This is a genomic window from Aquibacillus rhizosphaerae, from assembly GCF_030282825.1.
Classification (GTDB): Bacteria; Bacillota; Bacilli; order Bacillales; family Amphibacillaceae; genus Aquibacillus_C; species Aquibacillus_C rhizosphaerae.
Genome location: NZ_JASTZU010000025.1, coordinates 1 through 25,513 on the forward strand (window position 1 = coordinate 1; position 25,513 = coordinate 25,513).

Below are 25,513 nucleotides of genomic sequence, written 5' to 3' on the forward strand. Positions count from 1 at the left end.
CATAGTAAAAGATTTAACTACCACATGAAGATTATTCAAATAGATGCTGTTTTAAGCGGATCAAGCAAAATTGGCGACACTCCTGCAGGAACAGCACGAGCTGAAGATCCACTCAGAAGCGATTTTCTTCTGAGTTAGCTGAAGCCGTGCCTGCGGAAAGGGAGCCGATTTTGCTTGAACAGCGAGGCCAGTGCTCTAGTGCGTACTTTATATCAAGTGTGAAGTTTTAAAAACTAACCAAAATAGTCTTACCGTTTTTGTTAAGTAAGATTGAAATTTGCGTTAAATAGTAAGTTTTAAGTCCAATTTTGCAGTGAAAAATAAAAGTAGAGAGCTAATTATGGAAGCTGAAATTGTTATACACATAAAGCTGTTTTAATATGCAAATCCTAAAGACAAAGGAGGCGTTTTGTATGGATAAAAAAGAACGAAAGCCAAGTGAAGAATATTTTGATCATTATGTAAGTAAAGATAATAAAAAAGAAACTGCAGATGCGGACGAATTAACTAGATTTTATAGTAAAAATGGAACAATTCCTATTGATGTATCAAAATTTGATAAATAAGAAAAAAACTCAAGGGTTAATCCTTGAGTTTTTTTATAACCAGGAGATTTAGTGTCCTGTGAATAACTGACTATTGCAAGTGCGAAGTCCAGCTACAGCGCCTACCCGCATCTATGTGGTTAAAGAGCACCACATAGATGTTCGTCTTTATTGCCCTAGGGCGAGCACAAAGAAAGGCATCACAGAAACAAGTTTTTTTTCTTGTTTCGAAGGCGCCCATAGCTTTTGTTCTCAGTGCTAGGATGTTAATTGTTCAACTTAATCAATTGTCCTCTGTTACTCCAATCAACCTTTAAATCACTAGGCAAACAAGCTTTTTGATAACAGTTTTCTAATGTCTCAGCTAAACCTTCAATCCAATATTGTTTCTTTACCTTATCATAAAGGGTTATTTTTTCTGGGAAAGCAGGAATGACAGGCACTGATTCATGCATCGCTTGAATACACGCAACGTGTGCTGAGGCTGCTTCCGGTCCACATAAAATAGATCTACTTCCGTTCGTAATTGCATCAATACAAACACCTAGCTTAGCAATGTGATCATTTTCGGGGTTGGAATAAACTTTCGTTGAGCCATCATTAAAATGTGCAACAACATCGTTATTTTCTGAGGTGGGTTCATAAGTGATTGTAGCTTGCTCAAATTCTAATTGAAAGCGGGGATAGCTTTCTTCTTTAATAGTATGAGAAGCAAAAAAGGTTGCTTCAATATTTTCTGCCGTAATTATTTTCACTGCACATGTATCAAATGTTTCAATATTGTTTGTTTTGTATAATTCAGCTGTTACTTGTTTTAGCTTGGCACTAGTATCAGTCCTATCACCAATGAGATAAAGTAAATGATGTAAAAAGTGAGCGGTGGCGTTATTCGCAACACTATCAAAAATCATATCACCATCTGGACTATATTTTTTCCCGGCCCAAGATGATCGCATATAGTAGTCTTCGTTTCTAGGCCATAGAACCAAGCTTTTAAATTGCTTAGCAGAGCCATACAATCCATCTAGAATATCTTTTTTAAGTTGCTGAACAGAAGGTGAAAAGGACCAGTTAAATCCGATTGCTAAAAATTTACCTGCTCGATCTCTTGTCTTCATCATCACTTCTAAGTCTTTTACACTTGCTGTGGCTGGTTTTTCACAAAGTACATTGCTTCCGTTATTCATCGCTACACAAGCTTGTTGTTTGTGCAGATGAATAGGTGTAGAGATGATGGCTAAATCAGCTTGAAAATCCTGATAAAATTGTTCGAGTGATTGATAAATGGGTATGTTATGATCGAGTATTTCTTGATAGTATTCTGAGCGTCCAGGATTGATGTCAACAACGCCTCTTATGAATGCGTTTTCATAATCACCATTAAACAAAGCATCTAAATATACATTTCCATAACCACTTATTCCAACTAACACGATAGAAACTTCTTTCACTACTTCATTCCCCCTAAATCGAACGATGTGTGTACATGATTCTGATTTGTTGATAATATATGCAATATATCACAGATTATTAAAAATTTCAGTTTTTTGAGTCAATTTCATAATTACCTTATTCAGTCATCTAAGGGCAATATATAATTTGGAATGGTTTTATCCAACTATAAATTGTTGTAGGTGACGACAAAATTGGTATTATTAAATTGATTATTTTTTCTAAATTTTAAATTGGAGGTAAATGGTTATGAGTAGTAGAGAGCTAGAATTATCACAGGCGGGAATTCGTTTGTATGAAAGTAACCATGTTGAAGGAGATTCGGTTCATGAGCATCATCACCACATTTATCAACTATTATATGCCTTAGATGGCGAAGGGAAAGTAGTTTTAGATGGAACTCATTTTGACTTTCAACAAGATAATGTAGCCGTTATTGTACCTTTTTCGGAGCATTCAATCATCTCGGATAACAAACTAACAGTTCTAGTATTGGCTTTTGATAAATCTTGTTTAGAACAGTCCATTCAAGAAGACTTGCTTTTCACTTTTTTTGATGACACAAAGCTAATTAAATTAAACCCATTTGATGGTAGTACAATTAGACAATTACTAAGGAAGATGCTCTATGAGCAATCACACGGTGATTCGATAAATTTTGTAGCAATGAAAATCTTTTTATCTGAATTGTTATTGAAACTTGCTAGATCACAAAAGCAACCAGAAGTATTCGATGCTAACGTTTTAAGAGCGGAACGTCTTCGTAATTATATTGATACACATTATTTTGAAAATATTAATGCGGATGATTTATCAGAAAAGTTAGCGGTTAGTACTAGGCATATTAATACTATTTTTAAAGAACGATACCACGTTACTCCGATTCAATACTTGACGGAAGTAAGGATTGGTTTGGCGAAAAACATGCTAATTGACTCTGACAATGATATTGCTTCCATCTGTTTTGAGGTTGGTTTTGAATCTCTATCTACATTTTATCGAGCTTTTAAAAACTCTACGGACATATCACCAAACAAATATCGAACAGCTTATAAAAAAACTAAGTAAGTGATTGTTTCCGATTTTAAGAAATTCGTTCTTAGATTAATAAGACGAATTTTTTTTATGCCTATATACTAAACGTAAGTATTGAGAAACCATAAAGGGAGATGGGAAAAACATGGCAGAACAAAAGATAGGTATTATTATGAACGGTGTAACAGGACGTATGGGTACAAATCAACACTTAATTCGTTCCATTGTAGCTATTAGAGAACAGGGTGGTGTAAGCCTAGCAAATGGTGACAAATTGATACCTGATCCAATATTAGTAGGTAGAAATTCAAATAAATTGGAAGCGTTAGCAAAAACATACAATATAGAACGATGGAGTACGGATTTAGATGAAGCGATGAAAGATTCATTCAATCAAATTTATTTTGATTCACAAACGACGGTACGTCGTGCAGAGGGAATTCGTCAAGCGATAAAAGCAGGCAAGCATATTTATTGTGAGAAACCAACTGCAACTAGTGTTGAAGAATCTTTGGAATTAGCTAAGTTGGCCAGAGATGCTGGAGTGAAAAATGGCGTAGTGCAAGATAAGTTGTTTCTACCAGGTTTGTTAAAGTTAAAAAGACTAATAGATGCAGGGTTTTTTGGGAAAATTTTATCCGTTCGCATGGAGTTTGGATACTGGGTGTTTGAAGGTGATTGGCAAGAGGGGCAGCGTCCATCATGGAACTACCGTGAAGAAGACGGTGGCGGTATCATCGTAGATATGTTCGCCCATTGGCGTTATGTGATTGATAATTTATTTGGACCAATACGCACGGTTTCGTGTTTGGGTGCAACGCATATCAGCGAACGGATTGATGAGCAAGGTGAGAAATATCAATGTACGGCAGATGATGCAGCATACGGTACATTTGAATTGGATGGAGGTATTGTCGTTCAAGCTAATTCATCATGGGCGGTCCGTGTTAATCGCGATGATTTATTGACAATTCAAGTTGATGGGACAGAAGGTAGTGCTGTTGCGGGGCTCAGGGATTGCAAAACGCAGCACCGTGTTAACACACCAAAACCAGTTTGGAATCCAGACATTGAAAACCCTCATGATTTTCAAGCACAGTGGGAAGAAGTACCTGACAATCAATTCTTTGATAACGGCTTTAAAGTTCAATGGGAACTATTCTTAAAGCATATAGTAGAAGATCAACCATTCGAATGGGACTTACTAGAAGGTGCGAAAGGGACGCAGTTATCTGATCTTGGCCTCCAGTCTTGGAAGGAAAGAAGATGGCTTGATGTACCAGAGTTGAAAATATAGGAGGTTGAACGATGGTTAGGGAATTAATTTTACCAGGTGAAGGTAGAAAACTTTATACGTACCAGCCTAGAAATACAGTATCCTTTGACGTGCCAAAAGGAAAATCTTTTCAAAAAAGAATAGCATTTTCAGCCGCACATGTTGTTTGTGACCCACTTGCAAATACGGATCCATTGTCTAACGGACAAATTGACTGGGATGAAACAATGAAATATCGTCACCATCTTTGGTCGCTTGGACTATCGGTTGCAGAAGCAATGGATACAGCCCAACGAGGAATGGGACTAAATTGGAATGGTGCTAAGGAATTAATTCATCGGTCCGTTAAAGAGGCTCGTTCTGTTGGAGGTAAAATCGCTAGTGGTGTTGGAACAGACCAACTAAGGCCAGGTCCAGGTGTAACACTAGAGGATGTTGAAGCTGCATACGAAGAACAATGTGCATTTGTAGAAGGAGAAGGTGGCCAGATTATTTTAATGGCTAGTCGTGCTTTAGCGGCATGTGCAACTGGTCCTGATGATTATGAACGGGTCTACAATAAAATTCTAAGTAATGTATCGCAACCAGTTATCTTGCATTGGCTTGGAGACATGTTTGACCCAGCACTTAAAGGTTATTGGGGCTATGAAAATGTGGACGAAGCAATGGATGTATGTCTACGGGTAATTCGAGAAAATGTAGAAAAAGTAGACGGGATAAAGATATCGTTACTAGATGATACAAAAGAAATTAAAATGCGTCGACTTCTTCCAGATAGTGTACGCATGTACACGGGTGATGATTTTAATTATCCATCCTTAATCAAAGGTGACGAGCAAGGGTATAGCCATGCATTACTAGGTATCTTTGATGCCATCGCACCTGCTGCATCAGCTGCTCTACACGCCCTTGACGCAGGTGACCTAGCAACCTATGATTCGCTTTTAGAAAAAACAGTACCGTTATCACGACACATCTTTCAAAAACCAACATTTTCCTATAAAACGGGTGTTGTATTTATGGCTTATTTAAATGGACATCAATCTCATTTTCGTATGATTGGTGGAATGGAAGGTGCTCGCTCAATCACCCATTTAGCGGATCTATTTGTAATGGCTGATGAGGCGGGGCTCTTGGAAAGACCAGACCTTGCTGTCGAACGTATGCAACTTGTATTAGCGCAAGCAGGAATAAGATAGGAGGGAAAAAGATGAGTGATGGTCCATTATTAAAAAACCTTAGTCTCAATCAAATCACGACGGAACAATGGAACCTGCGCGAGGCAGTTGAAGGTTGTGTCCGTAAAGAGATACCTTGGATTTCTTTATGGCGTCATAAAATAGAAGAAATAGGACTTGCTGAAAGTAAACGAATTGTTACAGACGCTGGACTGAAGGTTTCTAGTCTTTGCCGTGGTGGAATGTTTCCGGCAGCTACTGCTAAGGAGCGTCAGGTTAAAATAGACGATAATAAACGTGCCATAGAAGAAGCGGCTGAGCTTGGAACGGATACACTTGTGCTCGTTTGTGGACCAGGTCCTGATCGAGATATTGACGCTGCGAGAAGTTCTGTGGAAAATGGAATAGAGGCATTAGTACCTTTTGCTGAGTCCCATGGGGTGAAACTAGCAATTGAGCCATTACATCCAATGTATGCTGCTGACCGCTCGGTAATCGTTACTTTAGACCAAGCCAACACGATTGCTGAACAATACACTCCACAACAAGTAGGGGTTGTTGTTGATGTATTCCATGTATGGTGGGATCCAGATCTATATAATCAAATTACACGTGCCAGTGGACGAATTCATGGATTTCATGTTTCTGATTGGATTGTTCCTGTTCCAGATATGTTTAAAGGCCGTGGCATGATGGGTGATGGTGTGATTGAAATACGCAGAATTCGTAAGGCTGTAGAAGCAGCGGGTTACCATGGCCCCATCGAAGTAGAAATTATAAATCAGTCACTATGGGATCAACCAGGTGATGATGTTCTAAAAAAAATTAAAGAAAGCTATCTGAAGCACGTATAACATAGTATAATGGAAGTAACGGGATGGGGTTTATATTACTGGATGGCAGATTTCAAGCCATCCAGTTTATTTTGTTATTGGAAGTAGGAAGAAAAAGAGTTGTATTCTGGTTCCGATAATTTAAAAACTGAGGCAACCACTGAAATACTACCCAAGTGCATTAACGAATCTTTTTAACATTTTCTTTTTTTGTTTGGACTTTGATTTTTCATATATAGCTCTAAATTCTGATGCTTCACTTTTCTTGTACCCTTGTGATTCAAGCTCTACTTGTAGTTGTTTATACAACTGGTTAAAATGTGTGTCGGTATTTTCCTCTAATTGCACAGCAATATCCTTGTACTTATTATAGAAGTAGAAATAAGATATTTCTTCACCGATTTGTTGTTTTTGCTTATATTCGTTATATGCTTGTTCCATTAAGTTATCTAACTTGTCATTAACTGTGTATCTTAGTTTTTTAAATTTCTGCTCGTATTGAAATTTTAACTCTTGTACGGTCATTGATTTTTTATCAACTGGCGTGTTGCGAATTATTAATTCTGCTGAATGTACGGTTTGGTGTTTACTTGAAATAATACTTTTATTCTCTGGTGTCGCCAATGAAATTTGTTCCTTAAAATAAAGAATACTCATAACGATAATAAGAAATATTGTGAACTTAAGTGTAACGTGCTTCATTTGAAATTCTCCTCATTTAGAAGTATTTCTACCTGAAGCTATATTTATACGTATGTAAAAAGCCAATGGAATTTTTATTTCATTGGCTTCTCTTTCAAATGAAAATGAACTGAAACTTACCTGCTGATAGAAGTACTACCTCATCCAATCTTCAAACTGACCGCTGCCATTACACCCTGGACAGTGATAGGCACTATTATAATAATGTTCATAGGGAAGTATTTGTACACCTCTGCCACCACAATCAGGACAATGCCCTTGCTCTTGCATTTTCGAAACTCTTTTTTCATATCTACCATTAGACCAGTTACTAATAGCATTAAAAAGTCCCATTTAATCACCTCGCGCTTTTTTCGTATTATGTAACAAAATAATAGAAATATACTTAAGGTGATTAGGTTCTATAATTGGAGTTTGTCAGAGCTATTCTGAAAAGAAAAAAATGAACCAAACAAGATAGGTTCATTTTAGTTTTATTATTTTTCTGTGTGTTGTGGGTGATTAACAGAGACAATGTCTAAGCTTGCTGCTTGAGCATTAAGCTCTACTTGTTTTGGGTTTTTACACCCAGGAATTACGGATGTCACTGCTGGATGTTTCAAACACCAAGCAAGAGCCCATGAAGCCATAGAAATACCTTCTGGAACTTCGTTATGCTCAATCTCTTTAACGAGCTTTAAGTTTTTTGTAGTTTCAGCTTGATCATGTTTGGAACGAACATCATTTTCTTTAAAAATCGCACCTGGATTGTATTTTCCGCTCAAATAACCACTAGCTAATGGAACACGAGCCAAAACTCCAAGGTTCTGTTCTTGGCAGGTAGGAAATATCTGATCTTCAGGTTTGCGATCCAATCGATTATAGACAACTTGAATTGCTTTAGCATTAACATGTAGTGCAGATTTTGTTTGGTAATCATCTTCATTTTGTTTGAGTGATATTCCAAGGTTACGAATTTTTCCTGCTTGTATTTGTTTATCTAACATCGTCCAAAGTTCATCATTATTAAACTCTTCATCTGTACAGGAGTGCGCCTGATATAAGTCAATATAATCTGTTTGCAATGCTTTTAAAGAATCATCCAATTGTTTTAATACTTCATCAGCACGCCAGTGTCTCGTTCTTTCAAAATTGTCTTTAAAGTGGTGGCCAAACTTCGTAGCTACGATCCAATCTTCACGATTATTTCGTTTTAAATAATTTCCGATAAATGATTCAGAAAGGTGGTCTCCGTAACATTCAGCGGTATCAAGTAAATTAATCCCCATTTCCTTCGCCTTATCAAGTATTTGATCTACCTCACTTTGAGTAAAGTTTACTCCCCATTCGCCTCCGAATTGCCACGTTCCTAAACCTACAACAGATACATTTAAATTTGTATTACCCAAGCGTCTATATTTGATACAATCACCTCATTAATATAATTTGCAGTTTTTAAGCTTAGTATCACACTTTTTTTGTAAGAAATAAATAGCTACTAGTATTTCTACAAGAAAACGTACCAAACTACATAAAAACATTCAAAAAAAAGAACATCCTCACAAGGATGCCCAATAGGGGGACAATCTATTTCGAAAAAAATATTGCACAAGTATATTATCATGACTATTCACAATAATATATGTACTCACGCCTTAATTTGTAACCGTTTTCATTATATAATAGATGTCAAGTTGATGCATCAGTCTAAAGTACTATATTTTCTTAAAATATTTTCTAACTAGAGATTGTTGTTAATGATTTTAATATTTCAAAAGATTTTTGTTTATGACAGATAAAATATAGAGTCCGCACTAAATAAACTAAACTTTTATTTAATCTTTTTTCGTTGCAAAGATGATGGAGTGTGGTAATACTCCGTTTTCTTTTCCAACAGGTACGGAACATTCGCTGTTCAATAGACATCGCACGAAGAAATTCGAATTGTTTTTTCCAAGCGGCATATTACCATTTAACTTGTAAAAACCAGAAGAAAGATATTGAGAAAAAGGAATAGCACCAAAACTTACGTAAGAACTAATCTAAAACAATAGAAATGAAAATGGTATACAATTATAAAAAAGGAGGGAATGAAATGTTTAGTAGTATTCATCATGTTGCAATTATTTGTTCGAATTATCCTGTCTCAAAGCATTTTTATGTAGAAAAACTCGGGTTGAAAATTATACGTGAAGTTTACCGGAAAGAACGTGACTCGTATAAGTTAGATTTAGCGTTAGGAGACGAATACGTTATTGAATTGTTTTCTTTTCCAAGCGCACCAACTCGGCCAAGTTATCCAGAGGCACAAGGGCTAAGACACATTGCGTTTACTGTACATGATATCGATAAAGTTGTGACTTATTTAAAAGAACAAGCTATTGAGGTAGAAGAAATTAGGGTTGATGAAATAACTAATAAGCGGTTTGCATTTTTTGCTGATCCTGATCAACTACCGATAGAAATCTACGAAAAATAAGGCCCTACATTACTTTTCTTAATAATGTAATAATGAGTGCCCATAAAGGGGTAGAAAAAAGTAAGCCGAAAAAACAGCCTTTAGCAAATGATTCTTTTTCATGTTCCATATATACTCCTCGCATTTCTATAAGAGTTAATGGCATTATAGCCAATAGAAGCTAATCTTAACCTATGAATAATACACTCTCACCTGAACATAATCTAGGCTAAGCGATATTAATATAATAAATCTTGACGAGCTCGAATAATTATAGGAGTAATCATGTTTGATTGCTTCTATAATTATTCTAATTAATTTCTTTTATGTAGCTAAGGTTAACAAAAGGGAGACGATAATCGTGAAGAGACAACGGGGTGCAATCATTGCCGGATTAGTAGTGCTCATAGCTATAACTATGACTATATTTATCTACATTCAAATGTCCCCTAGTCATCAGGCAAAGGAAACGATTGATTCGTTTTATAAATTAGAACAAGAAGGAAAATTTGCTGATTCTTGGGCATTGTTTCATTCGCAGATGAAAGGAAAATTCGATAAAGGCCACTATATACAGGACCGAGCTCATGTGTTTATGAATCACTTTGGTGTAACAACATTTACATATGTACTTGGTAATGTGGATAAAGTTAATGAATGGAAACTTAGTGAAGAATCAGAAGTACTTGATGTTGTCTATCAAGTAAATGTGACAAAAACCTATAAAGGAAAGTATGGTAATTTTAATTTGAATCAATCTGTTTTTGCAACAAAAGAGGAAGATGAATGGAAGATATTATGGGACTATAAAAAGTGACCTTGAATTTTAACAATACGTACAGGATTGTTTTTTAGTGATAAATCTTCAAGTAACAGAGATGTTTTAATATATGTTTTAGTTTAGCTAATAAAGCTATTATAATTTATAACAATGAAAGCGATCTAATATTAAGTTGCTAGAGTAGTCTTACTCCCAAACAGGAAGGTGTTGTATTTACTCTGGTGGAGAATTGGTCTCTGTTTATGACCCAGACAAAGAAAAGGCTATGGCCTTTTGTCAAAAGTTCCAAGAAGCGAATATGGTAGGGTCGGAAAATGAAATATTGGAAGATGATTCTATTAATCTAGTGGCTAGTGCATGTATTCCATCAGAAAGATGTGCTTTAGGTTTACGCGTGATGGATCAACATAAGCACTTCTTTTCGGATAAACCAGCGTTTACTACCAAAGAGCAAATAGAAAAGGCCGAACAAAAACAAAGCAAACTGGATTGAAGTGGGGAATATATTATAGTGAACGACTTCATGTTGAAAATGCCATCTATGCAAGTCAATTGATTGAAGAGGGTGCTATTGGACGTGTTGTACAAGTAATTGGAACCGGTCCACACCGAGTAAACATGGAGGGACGCCAAGAGTGATTTTTCGACCCAAACTTCTATGGTGGAATTTTATGTGATATTGGTAGTCATCAAATTGAACAGTTTTTACACTTTTCAGGGGCAAAAAGTGCAAAGGTTCTTCATAGTAAAGTTGCCAATTACAAGTACAAACAGTACCCGGATTTTCAAGATTATGGAGATGCAACATTAGTCGGCGATAATGGAGCTACTTTTTATTTCCGGGTTGACTGGTTCACTCCAAATGGACTCCGTACCTGGGGGGGGATGGAAGGACGTTTATTTTAGGGACAGAAGGGTATATTGAATTGCGTAAGTATATTGATATTGCTAACAGTTCAAAGACCAATCATTTATATTTAGTAAATGATGATGGTGAAAAACATTTTGAATTAGCTGGTAAGGTCGGATATCCTTACTTTGGAGCGTTTATTTTAGACTGTCTTAATGGAACAGAACATGCAATGACTCAGGCGCACGCTTTTGAAGCTGCTCGGTTAAGTGTTGATGCACAGGAACAGGCTTTATTAATAGAATCAGCCAATCATCCAACATCTATTTAAGGAGGTAAATGTTTGATACAAACAGAAAGCATTCACCATGTTAGCTTGGCTATCACTGATTTAGAAAAAGCAAAACATTTTTATGGGACAGTTCTTGGTTTAGCTGAATTAGATCGACCTAATTTTGATTTCCCTGGAGCATGGTATCAAGTTGGGAGCCAACAACTCCACTTAATCGTAGATCCAGATTCAGAAACACTTCGGACATCAGGTATCAATTCAAGACATGGACATTTTGCAATTAGAGTAAAAGATTACTATCAGACATTAGTTACTTTAAAAGAAGGTGAAATCGATGTAGTAACAAAGCCAGACAGTAAAAGTGGTTTTGCTCAAATTTTTTGCATGGATCCCGACCATAATTTAATAGAGTTTAATGTAAATCAAACGAATATGAATTAAACATCAAGAGGGTCCCTTCTTCTATAAATAGGGATCTTTTTTTTGCAAAAAAATAGTTCATTCCATAAATAAGCTATCGACGTAACAATAATTCAATCTTGTATAGATTAAGTTTTGTAAGGTTATGCTAAAACGAAAATTTTACAAGGAGTGTACATTTCCATATGAAAAAAATAGTCTTAATTGGTGGCTCAGGAACAGTTGGGACACGAATAGCAAATGGATTAAGTGATAAGTATGAAATTGTTGTTATGGACACCAAAGCTAGTCCAAATAAAAATTGTGATTTTATCAGAGTAGATGCAACGAATTTTCAAGACCTTCAATCTAACCTACCAAAAGATACATCTTGTATAATAAACTTGTTAAAAACAGATACGGATTCCCCAATAGAGAATATAGATGTATTTCAACAAATGACACGAGTTTTTTTTGAATCAACGTATTACATATTAATGGTCGCTAACCAATTCAACATACCCAAAGTAATATTTGCCAGTAGTAATCATGTTACTGATTACTATGAAGAAGAAGGAAATTCTATATTTAATCGAGACATTAATGTTTCAGATTATCCTTCTATGAAGGGATTATACGGTGTTTTAAAGTTAGCATCAGAACAATTGGGTTTTATTTTTTCGAACAATGCTAAGCTTTCCGTTATTAATATTAGAATAGGTTCTGTCCCACCTAAAGTAAGTAAAAAAGACTTAAAAGAAAACGAACGATTGACGAAGACTTTGTTAACGGATGTTGATTTAGTTGAATTATTTAAGGATGCAATCGAATCAACTATTAACTTTGGCACTTACTATGGTGTTTCTGATAATCCAGATAAACCGTGGGACACTGCCAATGCAACAATCGAATTAGGATTTAAGTCGATGATGAATAGTAACGATATTAGTTGATTTTAAAGATTTGTAAGATATTATATAAAAAATAGTGTGTGTTTAGCTCATTCTTTTTGCAATTAGTTTAGCAGGGATAATGGAACTTGATTTAGTTATTTGTGCATTACTTATTCAACCGACTTGGAGCGAATAAGTGCTATTTATTTATCAGAATATGAAGGATTCCCCTTGTAAAATAAAGCGTTTTCATTTATTGTTTATATAAATAGTTTGTCCGACAAATAAAGTGTTTAAACACCGTGAAGTCTTGGTTAATTATTTTAAAAGGAGAATCCTATGTGGTCTATAGAACCGTACCTTGAGAGTTTATACAATGGAACCTTAAAAACGCACGATTACGATTATAGTCAAGAATGGAAGACCAGAATAATAAATCAATTTAAAAGTAATTTAGGTAATTTTAAAAATAATTTAGATTCACCAACACCCGTTTTATTAGAAAAAGAAAACATGGGAAATTACACAAGAATGCGGGTGGAAATTAGTACAATCGACACACTCAAAATGCCTGTTTATGTTTTAGTTCCTAATAATATGGGGAGAAAAAATCTTTCGGCTGTCATAGCAGTCCATGGGCATGGATACGGTAGTAAAGAGATTGTTGGTTTAAATCCAGATGGATCACTTAATCAAGACCCGGGTATCCATAAAAACTTTGCAGTAGAGTTGGTCGAAAAAGGAGTAGTGGTGTTTGCGCCAGAATTAATTGGCTTTGGAGACCGCAAGCTAGTCGAGGATCAAAATGGTGGCGATCCAACTGAAAATTCCTGCTACAGATTAGCTAGCCAATTGCTGTTATTTGGTAAAACACTACCAGGGTTGAGAGTTGCGGAATGTATTCGATTAATTGATTATGTAAAAACCTTTGATGGTGTTGAGAGCGGTAAGGTAGGAATCATGGGTTTGTCAGGCGGTGGGCTTATTTCCGCATTTACTTCCATATTAGATGAACGGATAAAAGCAACGGTAATTAGCGGTTATACGAATACATTTAAAGGAAGTATTATGGAGCGAAGGCACTGCCTAGATAATTATGTTCCGGGAATTTTGGAATTAACAGAAATGCCAGAACTGATTGGGCTCATTGCACCTAGACCACTATTTATTGAAGCTGGTAAAGATGACCATCTATTTCCTATAAACGATGTTAAAATAGCAATAAAAAAGATACATGAGATTTATGAGGTTTTTCAAGGAGAAGATCATCTGGCACATCATCTGTTTGATGGAGGGCACGAAGTCAGCGGTGAAAGGTCTTTTGATTGGCTAATTAAACATATTGACAATTAATATCCAGAATATAGTAAAGGTTAAAACAATAGTAAAAAATATGAATTTGACAAAGAGCTGTTATCTTAGATGACAGCTCTTTGAATTACCTATTCCAACGTTTGTAGGAAAACTTCCTAAATCTGCTAGTTTATTTTTTGTTTTGAGATCGATATTTGCCAGGTGTTGTATCTTCTATTTTTCTAAAAGATCGAATGAAATTTTGAGAATTATTATATTGTAACTTCATGGCAATTTCTTTTACCGACATATCAGTTTCTATTAGCCATTCTTTTGCTTTGTAAATACGATAAGCTAAAAGATATTCACTGAAAGGTCGTTTAATTTCTTTTTGAAAAATACTACTTAAATAATTCGGATTATAGTGAAGTTGCGCTGCAATGGAATCGAGTGATATATTTTTATCAAAATCTTTTTGAACGATATGAATCATTTTATCAGATATAGTTTTATATTGTGATTCTGTTCGCTCCTCAACCTTTTCAATAAGCGGTTGAATAATATTTTCTTTAAACCACCCCTGAATACTTTTAAACGTTTTTAGTTCATATAATTCCATCATGATTGGTCTATTGTCTAACTCAGGATTTTCAATACCTAGCAATTGTTGTAATTCCATTAAATCATATAAAAATCTAGTGATAATAATATCATATTGATTATGATGTAATTTCTTATCCGATAAAAAGTCAAAAAATCTATCTAACTCCTGGTCTACTTTCCCCTTATCGGCTAACTTAATGGCATCAAATAGTTTATTTTTGATACTTGATGGATAGGATGTGAAAAATTGATAATTCCTATCGAGACTTGCGTAAAAAATAATGGATTCAGTACCGAGCTTTAATCGATATTTCAAGGCTTCTTTACTTTCATTAAAGGCATTTTTTGCAAGGTTTAACTGTTCAAAAGGTAGACTTATCCCAATGCTGACAGATAATTTAAATATCTTTTTAACTTCCTCCTGAATTATTTCGGCTTGTTTATTTATATAGTGCCTATAACTATCATCGCTATCAAATTCTGTCATTAAAACGGTTGCTTGAGTATTGTTAATTACGACAGGTGTTAAGCTTTTATCAGCATCAATTAAATCTTGAATTACGTTATTAATAGCAAATAAAAGCAAATCTGAATCCGTTTTATCAAATTGACTATTCTCAAATGAATCAATTTGAAGTGTAAAAACAGTTAGTTGTTTCCACTTCTGTTTATAATTAAACGAGGTTAATTTAGAAGGGATTTCTGCTTGACCAACTTTCCCTTGTAAAAGTCGTATGACGAAAAATTGTTTAAGTTGAGTTACTTGGCCTTGCATCTGAGTTTCGAGTTGATTGTTCTTATTAAGTATCTGCTTTATGTGTGTTTCGATTAATTCAAGTTCGTTTGATCTATCTTGTTGTATTTCTTCTTTATTTTGAAAAGAATTAATAATTAATTCATGCAAATTTCTAATAGGTCTGTATATAGACCTACTACCAATAAAGGCAAAGGTAAGTGAGAGAACAAGTAAAACTAAACAGATAATTAATGTGACCCAACCTATCGATATCGATTTTTTGTTTAAATCTTTTATCTTTACTAAAGATAAGTATGTCCAATTATTATATTCAGATGTTCTATAGGTGATTTTATAGTCAGTATCATTTATATTTTTATTGAATTGCCCTGTTGGAGCATCCTGGTCTATATCTGAGAAAACGGATTCGGGTATATCAATGTTATTACCAATATAACCAGGGTTACTATGTGCAATTATTTGTTGTGATTCGTCCAATATTATAAAGGATTCTGAATCGACTTTTTCAGCCATAATGTCTGTTAACTTACAACTTGGAATTAACACACTGACCATTCCAGTCTTTTCCGATCCAATGATAGGAAGCTTTTTAACTAGATTAATATAATGTGAACAGCTACCTTTGACATCGTTATTGATTGCGATATCGCCATATTCTTCTAAAATCCAAGATGATGATTTAGGTAATGACATATAGGTAGAGTATATTTCGCTGTATTCAGAATCATTGATGTTGGACAATCCGTTATTATTTATAAGCCACTTTTTTTCGAAACTTGCTAAGACAATATCCTCAATTCCTGTATCCAATGTTTGTAATTGGTTTAACTCACTATTCGTATCATGATATGTAATAAAAGTATCTGAAGACATTTCTTCACGCAAAATTTGTTTTGTTTTAGTAGATCTTACAAAGTAGGTAATCGATAGATCTACATGCTTTAGTACTTGGTCAACATTTGTTTGTATTTGATATACATTTTGTACTTTTTCTTGTGTGGAGTATTCTTGGATTGCATCGGCTGATTTCCAAAAAGAAAGACTACCTGTGATAATTACAGGAACAGTACTTAAAACTATTAATAAAGTAATTAGCTTGTAGTAATGCCGAATGGATCCCTTTTTCATACTATGACCTTCTTTATGTTTAGAATGTAGTTATGAAAGCAGTTTGTTATATTAACTTTAATGTTATTTCTATTGTTGTTCTAGTTGCTGTTTCTTTTTAACTAGATTATTAAAAGCAAGATTGGCGCCAAACATAATGATATAGGCACTGACACTAATGCTAAAAAAAGGAACTAATCCAGGAACCTTCATAGATATATAGTATATTCCACATATACTGACGATAATTGTAATTGAATAATGTAGATTTGTAGCACCAATCATAATTGCATATTTCACATATTGTGCGAATGATAAGTTGAAATGTACGTAGACTGGAGCAATATAAATAACTAACATCATATATAAAAAGGTAGTAATAATAAATCCACCTAGTAGTATTGGATAAATCGTGCTATCGACCATAAACCCGGCATATCTTAAGTTGAAATATAAAAAGACTCCTACTACTAGAATTACAACCATGAATAAATTGGATTTTAGAAATTCCTTTTTGTATGTGATGAAGAAGGTTTGAAAAATTGGAATATCTGTTTGCTTCATAATCCATTTTCTTATAACCGTGAACATACTAATGGTTGCTGGCATCAGACCAAAAAAGATAAGTCCAAGGATAGTAAAAAAAATCCACAGAAGATTTATATAAACAAAGCGCATCACCCATTGACTAATTGTATAAAATCCTCCCCATAGACCTCTAATTTCCATAACCAATTCCCTCATTTCTTCTAGGTTTATTAACAAAATTTGTATTTGAAAGATAAGTATAACATGATTGTTCACTAATAAAATAAGTGTAATTATCTATTTTTAAAACTATGGATAAAAATAACAAGTAATGGGTGAATATGTGTGTATGCGGTTACATATTGTTTTATTCAGTATAAATACAACCAGATACAATACGATCTGATTATCCAATTCTTATTAATCTTAAGTATATATTCTTTTTATAACAACGTTGTTATTATAGTAACATAAACCAAACTGAAAACCTACCCCAAGATAATAAAACTGCTTATTGTTATATAATAAGAAAGAAGACGGAAAAATAATGTGACCCATTGACCAATCTTTGGAGAAATATATATTGAAGTTTATTAGTTTATAGTAGTCTATAAACCTATAATTTAAATTGTACTTCTCTACCAGGTCTTTAGGTAGTCACTTACTGCGGGAAATAGCTTCAGAATTGCGTTGTTACCAGCAGTAGATTTCCTTCCGATTCAATTTATTAATTTAATTACAATCAAATGTGTTTGGTAAGTTAAAGAAACCCATAATGTGAAGGACACGAAGACTTTAAAAATAAGTGATTTCTTCCTAGGATAGAATACTACCGAAACTTTTTTGATATCGATACTAGCCTTTACTTGTGCGGTGTTGTTCAGTAAGGTAGATTCTGCGAAAGTGAATTGTACTTCTTTAGTCGTTTTTCACGATTTATTTAACTTCAAAGCTCTATCGTTAGCTCTTTAAACGTAAGACGAACTAACATAAGAGATAATATAGATACGTACTATAGTTATTTTTTATATGAAATTTAACTGTGTATAAATTTCCTTTTTTATTTGTGTAATAATGCACATTTGTAAAATTAGACGAAGCAATATGTATATGCGAATACGGTGAACTTTTTAATAATCATCATATAAGATAAGTTAAAATGGGCGATAACAACAATAAAACATGATGATTATTTTTAGTGTTAATAAAAAATGGAAAGAGTTGTAATGCTATGGTATCAGCTTGATTGCAAACGTTGTTAATAATGTAAGATACTGATTATATACAATTTTTTGGTAATGAAATAGTATTGAAATTGTACAACAAAATTAAATTTTTGGAGGGTGGTACCATGATTAGTTGGAAGAGGCTAACTGGACTTCTAGTGCTTATGTCGTTACTTCTATTATTTGCTGCATGTAGTAATGAAAGCGCTTCAGAAGATGAAAGTGATTCAGGTGAAGACACGGGGGATAATGAAAGTGGAGAAGAAGTTGAAACGGATGAAGTTGTTAAGTTCTCTATGATGGCTAACTTACACACACCGGAAGTACCTGAAGAAAAGGTGCTTAATGAAATTGAGGAGAGAACAAACACGGATATTGAGATCCAGTGGGTTCCTGATAACAACTATGAGGATCGATTAAACACTGCATTTGCTACGAATTCTTTGCCAGATGCAGTATTTTTAAAAAATCAAAATACCTTTACTCAATTTAGAGACGCGATTACGGATGGACAATTCTGGGAAGTCGGACCATATCTTGACCAATTTGAGAATTTAAGCGGAATGAAGGAAGAAGTTCTTAACAATACAAAAGTTGATGGGAAAATTTATACGTTATACCAAGGAAGACCATTATCTAGACAAGGTATCATATATAGAAAAGATTGGGCAGACAATTTAGGACTTTCTGCTCCAGAAACTACAGAAGAATTCTTTGAAATGGCTAGAGCATTTACAGAGGATGATCCTGATGGAAATGGTAAAGATGATACATTTGGTGTAACTGACCGTAGTGATTTAATCTATGGAGCATTCAAAACTGTTTCTTCTTGGTTTGGAACACCTAACTATTGGGGAGAAAAAGACGGAGAATTGCTACCTGAATTTATGTTTGATGAATATACAGAAACAATGGACTATTTTAAAGACCTTCGTGAAAACGGTTACATTAACCAAGACTTTCCTGTAACAAGTAAAGTGGACCAACAAGAATTTATTAAAAATGGAACAGCTGGAATTTATGTTGGTTCTATGGGTGATGTTGTAAGCTTATATAACGATGCTGTGGCAATCAACCCAGATGTGGAATACGATGTTCATAATCATGTAGAAGGGCCAGATGGTGAATTTGGAGTTTGGGCTATTCCTGGGTATGGAAACCTTGTGATGTTTCCTAAAAGTTCTGTAGAAACAGAAGAAGAATTATTAGGTATTCTAGGATTCTTTGATCAAATGATGACTCCAGAAATCTCCAACTTAGCATACTGGGGTATGGAAGATGAGCATTACACAATAAATGATGGTGGTGCCGTTCCAACTGAAGATCAAGCTTTGTTTGATAGAGAAGTTAAACCTTATCAAGCTATTGAAATCGGTGAACCAGAAACAAATGGTAGATATGAAGGGTTCTTTGAATATGAACCTAAAGCAAAATCAGAAGAACTATTTAAAGATAATGAGAATTACTTGATAAATGATCCGACGGTTACTTTAGTTTCTGATACATTTGTACAAGACGGTTCTCGTCTTCAACAGATTATTACTGATGCAACCTATCAATATATTCTTGGTGATTTAGATGAAGCTGGGTTTGAGGATGCTGTAGAAAACTGGAAATCACAAGGTGGAGAACAAATTATCGAAGAATATAATGCAAACTAAGTATTGATTTTATAACCGTAGTTAATTTCCTAATCACTTTATTCAGTCATCTACGACTCTTGTATGTAGTGTTGACAAAATAGAATGATGAAATTGAACGTTGAACATAGTAAAGCCTGACCCCCATTGGTATTTTTTATGGAGTCAGGCTTTTCTATTATAGATTAGGTAACCATTGACTAGAGCATGTAAAGATTTGCTTAAGTGTTAGTAAATCGGTATCTTTTTGATGGTATTGATTTGCCCAGTGGATGCGATGTGTTTGATTTGAACCGGGTCCCAAACTGTTATATTCACCGTACCGTGCAGTCTTTTCATTATTAGGATTACGCCAATTATCCCAGCCAACTAGTTTAATATGTTTTCCTAACATGCAATTTATAAATAAAGTATGGGCATAAGGTCTCCAAGGCCGACCTAAGAATACAGAATCAGCTGTTGCTTCCCCCGTAAGTTTGCAGTTGAAGAATACAAAACCATAGGGTTGTGTTTTAGGTGTAGAAGCAGCAGTAACGTAGCCTTCGCGAAGACTATGAATCTCACATTCCTCGAATACTGCAGTGGCAGCACCAAAAATGAAATCTACATGCCCTTCGATATAACAATCTTTGAAAAATTGCCGACCCTTACTTGTGTATAGTGTATCCTGGTTACCTAACAAACGAGTGTTATTTATCGTACATCGATCGCCAGAAAGATACAATGCTACCGCTTGGCCAATATCTTTTCCGAAGCCAGCGCTGTTTTCAATCGTTATATTTTCAAGGGTAAAGTTATCTGCATGAATCGTTGCTGTTGCAGTTCTAAATGTACCAAGTTTATTACCAAAATAATCGGTTTTCTCTGCATAATCATCAAAGGTAAGTATTGTGTTTTCGGGACTTTCACCGATCAAATGAACATTTGGTTTATTTTCAGGAACGATAATCTTTTCATAATAAATGCCATCAGCAATATGAATCGTGACATCCTCTAGTGGGAAAACCCGTATGCTGTCTATGGCATCTTGAATGGTTTGAAATACAGCATTATCATTTTTGGCTACGAAAACTTTATGCATATATGTATTTCCTCCTGACGTTGCTTTTTATAATATAACATTACTGTAACGCTTAGGTAGTTACAATAATCATTATCTTATATCTAGATAAAAAGGCTGGGTGCAAACTAATGAAAACGCTTTAAACATTGAGTTGATAACATAATGATTATTTACCATACGTGTTTATTGAATTAGGATTTAAATAAGTTATAAAGCAAGCAAAACAATTATCAAATCTTAAAAAGGGGAGAGTTGCTTATGGAACATACACCGATTACAGATTCTAGTAGAGACGTAAACATCGATATAAAAAAGAAGTTAAGAGCTCAAAAGTGGAAACAAATTAAGAAAAATAAACTACTGTATTTAATGATCTTACCTGGAATTCTTTACTTTATTGTATATAAGTATCTACCAATGTACGGGTTAATCATTTCATTTCAAGACTACAAGCCATATCTTGGTATTTCCGGTAGTGAGTGGGTAGGTTTAGAACATTTTAAGCGGTTGTTTACTAGTCCGGATTTCTGGATGATTTTTAAGAACACCCTTATATTATTTGCTTTACAAATTTTTGTCTTTTTCCCAATCCCTATCCTTATATCATTAATGTTAAATGAAGTAAGGCATTCATTCTTTAAGAGAGGAATACAGACGCTAGTTTATATACCTCACTTTATGTCATGGGTTGTAATTGTTTCCATTAGTTATGTGATGCTTACATTAGATGGCGGTATTATCAACTCGATATTCGAAGTTCTTGGGTTTGAAAAAGTAAATTTTCTTATGAATGCAGATTGGTTTCGGCCAATGTATATTATCCAAGTAATATGGCGAGAGGCTGGCTGGGGCACAATTATCTTTTTGGCAGCCATTACAGCAGTAGATCCACAGTTATATGAAGCAGCAAAAATGGACGGGGCAAATCGTTTCAGACAAATGTGGCATATTACTTTACCAGCAATTAGAAGTGTAATCATTGTTTTACTAATCTTGAAAATTGGTGATGTTCTTGAACTTGGATTTGAGCATGTGTATCTATTATTAAATGCATCGAATCGTGAAGTAGCAGAAATATTTGATACGTATGTTTATGTTGCAGGTCTGCAACAAGGTCAATTTAGTTACAGTACCGCAGTAGGCTTCTTTAAAGGAATTGTTGGGTTAATCATGGTAATCTTTGCGAATAAATTAGCCAAGCGATTTAATGAAGAAGGAATATACTAATCAAACTAAGGGGTGAAATACATGCAGAAAATTAAAAGTAGAAAAAGAGGATTAAAAGGAAGTAATATCTTTGATTTTTTTAACTATTTATTACTTGGACTTCTAGGAATCATAACGATTCTGCCGTTCATTCATGTGTTAGGTAGTTCATTCGCTACAAGTGCAGAAGTTGCCAATACAAAGTTTTTGCTTTTTCCTACAGAATTTAGCTTGAGTGCCTATCGTTATATATTTTCAACAGACACAATATTTAGGGCTTTAGGTGTCTCAGCTGTAGTAACAATTGGTGGAACGATATGGAGTATGTTTTTCTCTGTATTAACTGCTTATGGTTTATCCCGAAGAGACCTTGTAGGAAGAAGAGTTATAAATTTCTTAATCATTTTTACGATGCTGTTTAATGGTGGTATGATTCCTACTTTCTTAGTTGTTCAGGAAACAGGCTTAATGAACTCACTTTGGGCACTAGTTATTCCTGTAACCATTAATGCATTCAACATGATTATTTTACGAAGCTTTTTTATGAATATTCCACAAAGTTTAGAAGAATCAGCGAAGATTGATGGTGCACATGACTTTAGTATTCTGTTCCGTATTGTCATTCCAATATCTTTACCAGCTATTGCAACAATCGCTCTCTTTTACGCAGTTACTTACTGGAATACCTATATGCACGCAATATTGTATTTGAGTGACTCTGCTAAATGGCCTGTGCAAGTTCTTTTAAGACAAATTGTTGTACTTGCTAGTGGTATTAACTATGATGGTGCGTCATATACAGATGTTCCACCACCGGAAGTTACAGTTAAAATGGCTACCATTGTTGTTGCAACAGTTCCTGTATTACTGGTATATCCTTTCCTTCAAAAGTATTTTGCGAAAGGTGCCTTACTAGGTTCTGTAAAAGGTTAAAAAGATCGAACCTGTTTAGGTAATGAAAGGTCTGGCACCTGTCTACAAGGAGAAAGACAGGTGCGACTAGATACGGTATTAAATATTTTAATCCTCTCTATTAATTTACTGTAACTAAGAGAAAAGTAGGTGGGTGGATGTCGAATTATTCAAATAATTTAAAGGAACAGTTTGAAAGAATGGAAGTGTTGTTTGACGATTTATTTTTATGGTTGGCTAAACAATATGAACCAAAATCTGGTGGATTTTATTATGCCAGAAGTTCTATAGGAGAATTTTCCCCTGATATCGAATCGACTTCACAAGCACTAAATATATTAATAAGAAATGGACTTATAGAGTCAATACCAGTCAGCATGAAACGGAAAATGACGCAATTTTACCAATCAAAACAAGATCCAGTAACCGGTTACTTTTATGATGAACACCCGTCGATGAGAAACGATGAAGTGATGGTCCATCGTGCAATTGGTTATGCTATTGGTTCATTACGAAAACTAGGAAATAATCCATTATACGAATTACCGTTTCATTCTAACCATGCTCCAATATATGTGAAATCACCGGAATCTTATCTCGAAAAGTGGAAATCCATAGATATGAGTAACAGTTGGCGTGGTTGTGATCTTCTAGCTACCTCATGCGTATATATGAGTCAAATGTCAAAGAAAGACAGACAGCCGTTTCTAAATAAAGCCGTGAAATATCTAAAAAGTATTCAAAATCAAGAAACGGGCTTATGGGGAGAGGGAAGTCTTTATGTAAGAATATCAGGTACGTTTAAACTGCATACATTTTATAGTAGGTTTGAACTCCCAATGCCCAATCAAGAATTGATTTATAAAAGTATTCTAACGTGTCTCCGAACAGAACAGGCGACGGATATGTGCTATATCCGTAATCCGATTAACCTGCTTGCTTACTTAGATCTAAAGATTCCAGATGAGGAATTACTAGAAATAATAGAGATAACCATTAGCAATATGGAAAAGTTAAAAAGGGAAGATGGAGGGTTTTCTAGGGAATCAGGAAACTCACCAATTGCACCAAATGTAGCTCAAGTGAAAAGCGGTGAACAATATCCGAATATGCCAGAACCAGTGCCTCTAAGTAAAGGATTGTACGAAGGGGATATGAATGCCAGTACACAAGCCACTTTGATTCGAATGCAATGTTACCAGTTGTGTGGTCAAGAAATTAATCCACATAAAAATGCCAATAACTTTTTGAAATTTCTGCAACAGACTTGAAATGTTGAATTGAAAGAAGTGTTGCAAATAGATGAAAAAACGAATTGAGAATAAACAACTCGCACCACAAGCTGTTCAAATACTTGTTAATCACGCTATCTATCAGTTTGGAAATTCGTTATCAATCATTTTTGTTAACTTGTACTTATGGAGATTGACGAACAGCTTATGGGTCAATGGCTTATATAACTTGATTGCAATTTTGACACAAGCAGCTACAACTTTTTCTATCGGGAAAGTGGCCAAGAAAAAAGGCCGAACAATCATGTACCGTTATGGTATCTTCCTAACAGCTTTTTTCTACCTTTGTATTGTAATTGTACAAGAGGGTATCATCAATCATTTTTATTGGTTCGCATTGATTAAAGGGATAGCTCAAGGGTTATATTGGGTGGCGTATTTTACCATTGTTCACCAAGTATCCTCCAACAGTAACCGGCACCGGTATCTTGGTTGGAATCAGATAGTAATGGGGGGATCGAATTTATTAGGCCCCGCTCTTGCAGGTTGGATAATTAGTATCTCAAGTGAGCTTGGTGGTTATATTATTGTCTTCTCTTTAGCGTTTCTTATGTTTGTCATAGCGACTATTGGTAGTTTCCGAATTCAAAAAGAACATATTCATCATCGAACGTATTACATGAAATATTTACCCTTAATGATCCGTAAAAAGCCAAACTTCCTTAAAGCGCTGATCGGTTGGTTTTTAATTGGATTCCCCCAAGGTGTATTGATGTATATCCCACCGATACTTATTTATAGCATTTTTAATGATGAAAGTGTTGTGGGCTACTTAAATGTTGGTTTTTTAGGTCTTTCTATTATTTCCAGTTACCTAATATCTAGATTTGCAGTAATAAATTCTACTAGAAAATACTTATTAGTTGCAGCGTTAGGTTTTACACTTTCAGCTTTATTTTTAATCTGGGATATAAATATGCTTACAGTTATTTTATTTATGTGTATTAGCCATCTATTTAAGCCACTACAAGCAAATTCATTTGCAGCCTATTACTTAAAGTGGATAGATTTACTGCCACTTAAACGAGAATTTCGTGTGGAATCTGTCGTTCTAAGAGAAACAATCATCAATCTAGGAAGAGGTATGGGAATTATCATTTTTATGATCTTTTCTAATGATATCGATACATCGGTTGTTGCGTATGTCATTTTCATAGTGATGGTAATTCAAATGATTCTTCCTTTTTTAGCAAAGGAAAAATAATAAACATAA

General features: G+C 34.6%; 22 protein-coding genes and 1 pseudogene. 16 read left to right on the top strand and 7 right to left on the bottom strand.

Going from position 1 to position 25,513, the window contains the following annotated elements:
* The first annotated feature begins 413 nt into the window (after positions 1-413).
* Positions 414-566 carry a hypothetical protein gene (locus tag QQS35_RS07265; RefSeq protein WP_285931275.1) on the top strand — a complete coding sequence of 51 codons (153 nt, stop codon included), beginning with the start codon at positions 414-416 and terminating at the stop codon, positions 564-566.
* Between the two features lie 245 nt (positions 567-811).
* Here QQS35_RS07265 and QQS35_RS07270 read toward each other — a convergent pair whose 3' ends face one another.
* On the bottom strand, positions 812-1,996 hold the full coding sequence (locus QQS35_RS07270) for a Gfo/Idh/MocA family protein (RefSeq protein WP_285931276.1): 1,185 nt from the start codon (positions 1,994-1,996) through the stop codon (positions 812-814).
* Between the two features lie 250 nt (positions 1,997-2,246).
* Between QQS35_RS07270 and QQS35_RS07275 the strand changes: the two genes are divergently transcribed.
* The 4 genes from QQS35_RS07275 to QQS35_RS07290 all read left to right on the top strand — a co-directional run bounded on the left by QQS35_RS07275 (position 2,247) and on the right by QQS35_RS07290 (position 6,340).
* Positions 2,247-3,065: an AraC family transcriptional regulator gene (locus QQS35_RS07275; protein ID WP_285931277.1), complete on the top strand. Its 819-nt coding sequence runs from the start codon at positions 2,247-2,249 to the stop codon at positions 3,063-3,065.
* A gap of 112 nt (positions 3,066-3,177) precedes the next feature.
* Entirely contained in the window at positions 3,178-4,329 is a 1,152-nt protein-coding gene (locus tag QQS35_RS07280; RefSeq protein WP_285931279.1) for a Gfo/Idh/MocA family protein, read from the top strand.
* An 11-nt stretch (positions 4,330-4,340) separates the two neighbouring features.
* Positions 4,341-5,507 carry a dihydrodipicolinate synthase family protein gene (locus tag QQS35_RS07285; protein ID WP_285931281.1) on the top strand — a complete coding sequence of 389 codons (1,167 nt, stop codon included), beginning with the start codon at positions 4,341-4,343 and terminating at the stop codon, positions 5,505-5,507.
* An 11-nt stretch (positions 5,508-5,518) separates the two neighbouring features.
* The gene (locus QQS35_RS07290) at positions 5,519-6,340 is read left to right on the top strand and encodes a sugar phosphate isomerase/epimerase family protein (RefSeq protein ID WP_285931282.1); all 822 of its coding nucleotides are present in this window, start codon (positions 5,519-5,521) and stop codon (positions 6,338-6,340) included.
* Between the two features lie 147 nt (positions 6,341-6,487).
* Here the strand turns inward: QQS35_RS07290 and QQS35_RS07295 are convergent, their stop codons facing one another.
* From QQS35_RS07295 to QQS35_RS07305, 3 genes are all read right to left on the bottom strand, one after another.
* Positions 6,488-7,021 carry a hypothetical protein gene (locus QQS35_RS07295; RefSeq protein ID WP_285931283.1) on the bottom strand — a complete coding sequence of 178 codons (534 nt, stop codon included), beginning with the start codon at positions 7,019-7,021 and terminating at the stop codon, positions 6,488-6,490.
* A 135-nt stretch (positions 7,022-7,156) separates the two neighbouring features.
* On the bottom strand, positions 7,157-7,354 hold the full coding sequence (locus tag QQS35_RS07300) for a methionine aminopeptidase (protein WP_285931284.1): 198 nt from the start codon (positions 7,352-7,354) through the stop codon (positions 7,157-7,159).
* Between the two features lie 143 nt (positions 7,355-7,497).
* Positions 7,498-8,424: an aldo/keto reductase gene (locus QQS35_RS07305; protein ID WP_285931341.1), complete on the bottom strand. Its 927-nt coding sequence runs from the start codon at positions 8,422-8,424 to the stop codon at positions 7,498-7,500.
* 671 nt (positions 8,425-9,095) lie between these two features.
* Here QQS35_RS07305 and gloA2 point away from each other — a divergent pair.
* From gloA2 to QQS35_RS07335, 6 genes and pseudogenes are all read left to right on the top strand, one after another.
* Positions 9,096-9,479, top strand: a complete 384-nt coding sequence (gloA2, locus tag QQS35_RS07310) for an SMU1112c/YaeR family gloxylase I-like metalloprotein (RefSeq protein ID WP_285931285.1) — start codon at positions 9,096-9,098, stop codon at positions 9,477-9,479.
* A 340-nt stretch (positions 9,480-9,819) separates the two neighbouring features.
* On the top strand, positions 9,820-10,275 hold the full coding sequence (locus QQS35_RS07315; RefSeq protein WP_285931286.1) for a hypothetical protein: 456 nt from the start codon (positions 9,820-9,822) through the stop codon (positions 10,273-10,275).
* Between the two features lie 175 nt (positions 10,276-10,450).
* Positions 10,451-11,420 (top strand): annotated as a pseudogene (locus QQS35_RS07320) (Gfo/Idh/MocA family protein); the annotation flags it as partial.
* 12 nt (positions 11,421-11,432) lie between these two features.
* Entirely contained in the window at positions 11,433-11,822 is a 390-nt protein-coding gene (locus tag QQS35_RS07325; RefSeq protein WP_285931287.1) for a VOC family protein, read from the top strand.
* 164 nt (positions 11,823-11,986) lie between these two features.
* Complete coding sequence (locus QQS35_RS07330) at positions 11,987-12,733, top strand: NAD-dependent epimerase/dehydratase family protein (RefSeq protein WP_285931288.1); 747 nt, start codon at positions 11,987-11,989, stop codon at positions 12,731-12,733.
* Positions 12,734-13,012: 279 nt separating this feature from the next.
* Positions 13,013-14,026: a dienelactone hydrolase family protein gene (locus QQS35_RS07335; protein ID WP_285931289.1), complete on the top strand. Its 1,014-nt coding sequence runs from the start codon at positions 13,013-13,015 to the stop codon at positions 14,024-14,026.
* Positions 14,027-14,156: 130 nt separating this feature from the next.
* Here QQS35_RS07335 and QQS35_RS07340 read toward each other — a convergent pair whose 3' ends face one another.
* The gene (locus tag QQS35_RS07340; protein WP_285931290.1) at positions 14,157-16,454 is read right to left on the bottom strand and encodes an AraC family transcriptional regulator; all 2,298 of its coding nucleotides are present in this window, start codon (positions 16,452-16,454) and stop codon (positions 14,157-14,159) included.
* 69 nt (positions 16,455-16,523) lie between these two features.
* Positions 16,524-17,162 carry a YesL family protein gene (locus QQS35_RS07345; RefSeq protein WP_285931291.1) on the bottom strand — a complete coding sequence of 213 codons (639 nt, stop codon included), beginning with the start codon at positions 17,160-17,162 and terminating at the stop codon, positions 16,524-16,526.
* Positions 17,163-18,312: 1,150 nt separating this feature from the next.
* On the opposite strand from QQS35_RS07345, the gene QQS35_RS07350 reads away from it, so the two are divergent.
* Positions 18,313-19,848: an extracellular solute-binding protein gene (locus QQS35_RS07350; RefSeq protein ID WP_285931292.1), complete on the top strand. Its 1,536-nt coding sequence runs from the start codon at positions 18,313-18,315 to the stop codon at positions 19,846-19,848.
* 157 nt (positions 19,849-20,005) lie between these two features.
* On the opposite strand, the gene QQS35_RS07355 is transcribed toward QQS35_RS07350, so the two are convergent.
* Positions 20,006-20,908 (bottom strand): pectinesterase family protein, encoded by a 903-nt coding sequence (locus QQS35_RS07355; RefSeq protein ID WP_285931293.1) that lies wholly within the window; start codon positions 20,906-20,908, stop codon positions 20,006-20,008.
* A gap of 240 nt (positions 20,909-21,148) precedes the next feature.
* Between QQS35_RS07355 and QQS35_RS07360 the strand changes: the two genes are divergently transcribed.
* The 4 genes from QQS35_RS07360 to QQS35_RS07375 all read left to right on the top strand — a co-directional run bounded on the left by QQS35_RS07360 (position 21,149) and on the right by QQS35_RS07375 (position 25,504).
* Positions 21,149-22,117: an ABC transporter permease gene (locus QQS35_RS07360; RefSeq protein ID WP_285931295.1), complete on the top strand. Its 969-nt coding sequence runs from the start codon at positions 21,149-21,151 to the stop codon at positions 22,115-22,117.
* A gap of 21 nt (positions 22,118-22,138) precedes the next feature.
* Entirely contained in the window at positions 22,139-23,029 is an 891-nt protein-coding gene (locus QQS35_RS07365; protein ID WP_285931296.1) for a carbohydrate ABC transporter permease, read from the top strand.
* A gap of 137 nt (positions 23,030-23,166) precedes the next feature.
* Positions 23,167-24,279 carry a prenyltransferase/squalene oxidase repeat-containing protein gene (locus QQS35_RS07370; RefSeq protein WP_285931297.1) on the top strand — a complete coding sequence of 371 codons (1,113 nt, stop codon included), beginning with the start codon at positions 23,167-23,169 and terminating at the stop codon, positions 24,277-24,279.
* Positions 24,280-24,310: 31 nt separating this feature from the next.
* Entirely contained in the window at positions 24,311-25,504 is a 1,194-nt protein-coding gene (locus tag QQS35_RS07375) for an MFS transporter (protein ID WP_285931298.1), read from the top strand.
* Positions 25,505-25,513 lie beyond the last annotated feature (9 nt).

Bases quoted from the DNA above. Each gene is read 5' to 3' on its own strand.
- QQS35_RS07265 (WP_285931275.1), top strand. From the start codon at position 414: ATGGATAAAAAAGAACGAAAGCCAAGTGAAGAATATTTTGATCATTAT.
- QQS35_RS07275 (WP_285931277.1), top strand. From the start codon at position 2,247: ATGAGTAGTAGAGAGCTAGAATTATCACAGGCGGGAATTCGTTTGTAT.
- QQS35_RS07280 (WP_285931279.1), top strand. From the start codon at position 3,178: ATGGCAGAACAAAAGATAGGTATTATTATGAACGGTGTAACAGGACGT.
- QQS35_RS07285 (WP_285931281.1), top strand. From the start codon at position 4,341: ATGGTTAGGGAATTAATTTTACCAGGTGAAGGTAGAAAACTTTATACG.
- QQS35_RS07290 (WP_285931282.1), top strand. From the start codon at position 5,519: ATGAGTGATGGTCCATTATTAAAAAACCTTAGTCTCAATCAAATCACG.
- QQS35_RS07295 (WP_285931283.1), bottom strand. From the start codon at position 7,021: ATGAAGCACGTTACACTTAAGTTCACAATATTTCTTATTATCGTTATG.
- QQS35_RS07300 (WP_285931284.1), bottom strand. From the start codon at position 7,354: ATGGGACTTTTTAATGCTATTAGTAACTGGTCTAATGGTAGATATGAA.
- gloA2 (WP_285931285.1), top strand. From the start codon at position 9,096: ATGTTTAGTAGTATTCATCATGTTGCAATTATTTGTTCGAATTATCCT.
- QQS35_RS07330 (WP_285931288.1), top strand. From the start codon at position 11,987: ATGAAAAAAATAGTCTTAATTGGTGGCTCAGGAACAGTTGGGACACGA.
- QQS35_RS07335 (WP_285931289.1), top strand. From the start codon at position 13,013: ATGTGGTCTATAGAACCGTACCTTGAGAGTTTATACAATGGAACCTTA.
- QQS35_RS07340 (WP_285931290.1), bottom strand. From the start codon at position 16,454: ATGAAAAAGGGATCCATTCGGCATTACTACAAGCTAATTACTTTATTA.
- QQS35_RS07345 (WP_285931291.1), bottom strand. From the start codon at position 17,162: ATGGAAATTAGAGGTCTATGGGGAGGATTTTATACAATTAGTCAATGG.
- QQS35_RS07350 (WP_285931292.1), top strand. From the start codon at position 18,313: ATGATTAGTTGGAAGAGGCTAACTGGACTTCTAGTGCTTATGTCGTTA.
- QQS35_RS07355 (WP_285931293.1), bottom strand. From the start codon at position 20,908: ATGCATAAAGTTTTCGTAGCCAAAAATGATAATGCTGTATTTCAAACC.
- QQS35_RS07360 (WP_285931295.1), top strand. From the start codon at position 21,149: ATGGAACATACACCGATTACAGATTCTAGTAGAGACGTAAACATCGAT.
- QQS35_RS07365 (WP_285931296.1), top strand. From the start codon at position 22,139: ATGCAGAAAATTAAAAGTAGAAAAAGAGGATTAAAAGGAAGTAATATC.
- QQS35_RS07370 (WP_285931297.1), top strand. From the start codon at position 23,167: ATGTCGAATTATTCAAATAATTTAAAGGAACAGTTTGAAAGAATGGAA.
- QQS35_RS07375 (WP_285931298.1), top strand. From the start codon at position 24,311: ATGAAAAAACGAATTGAGAATAAACAACTCGCACCACAAGCTGTTCAA.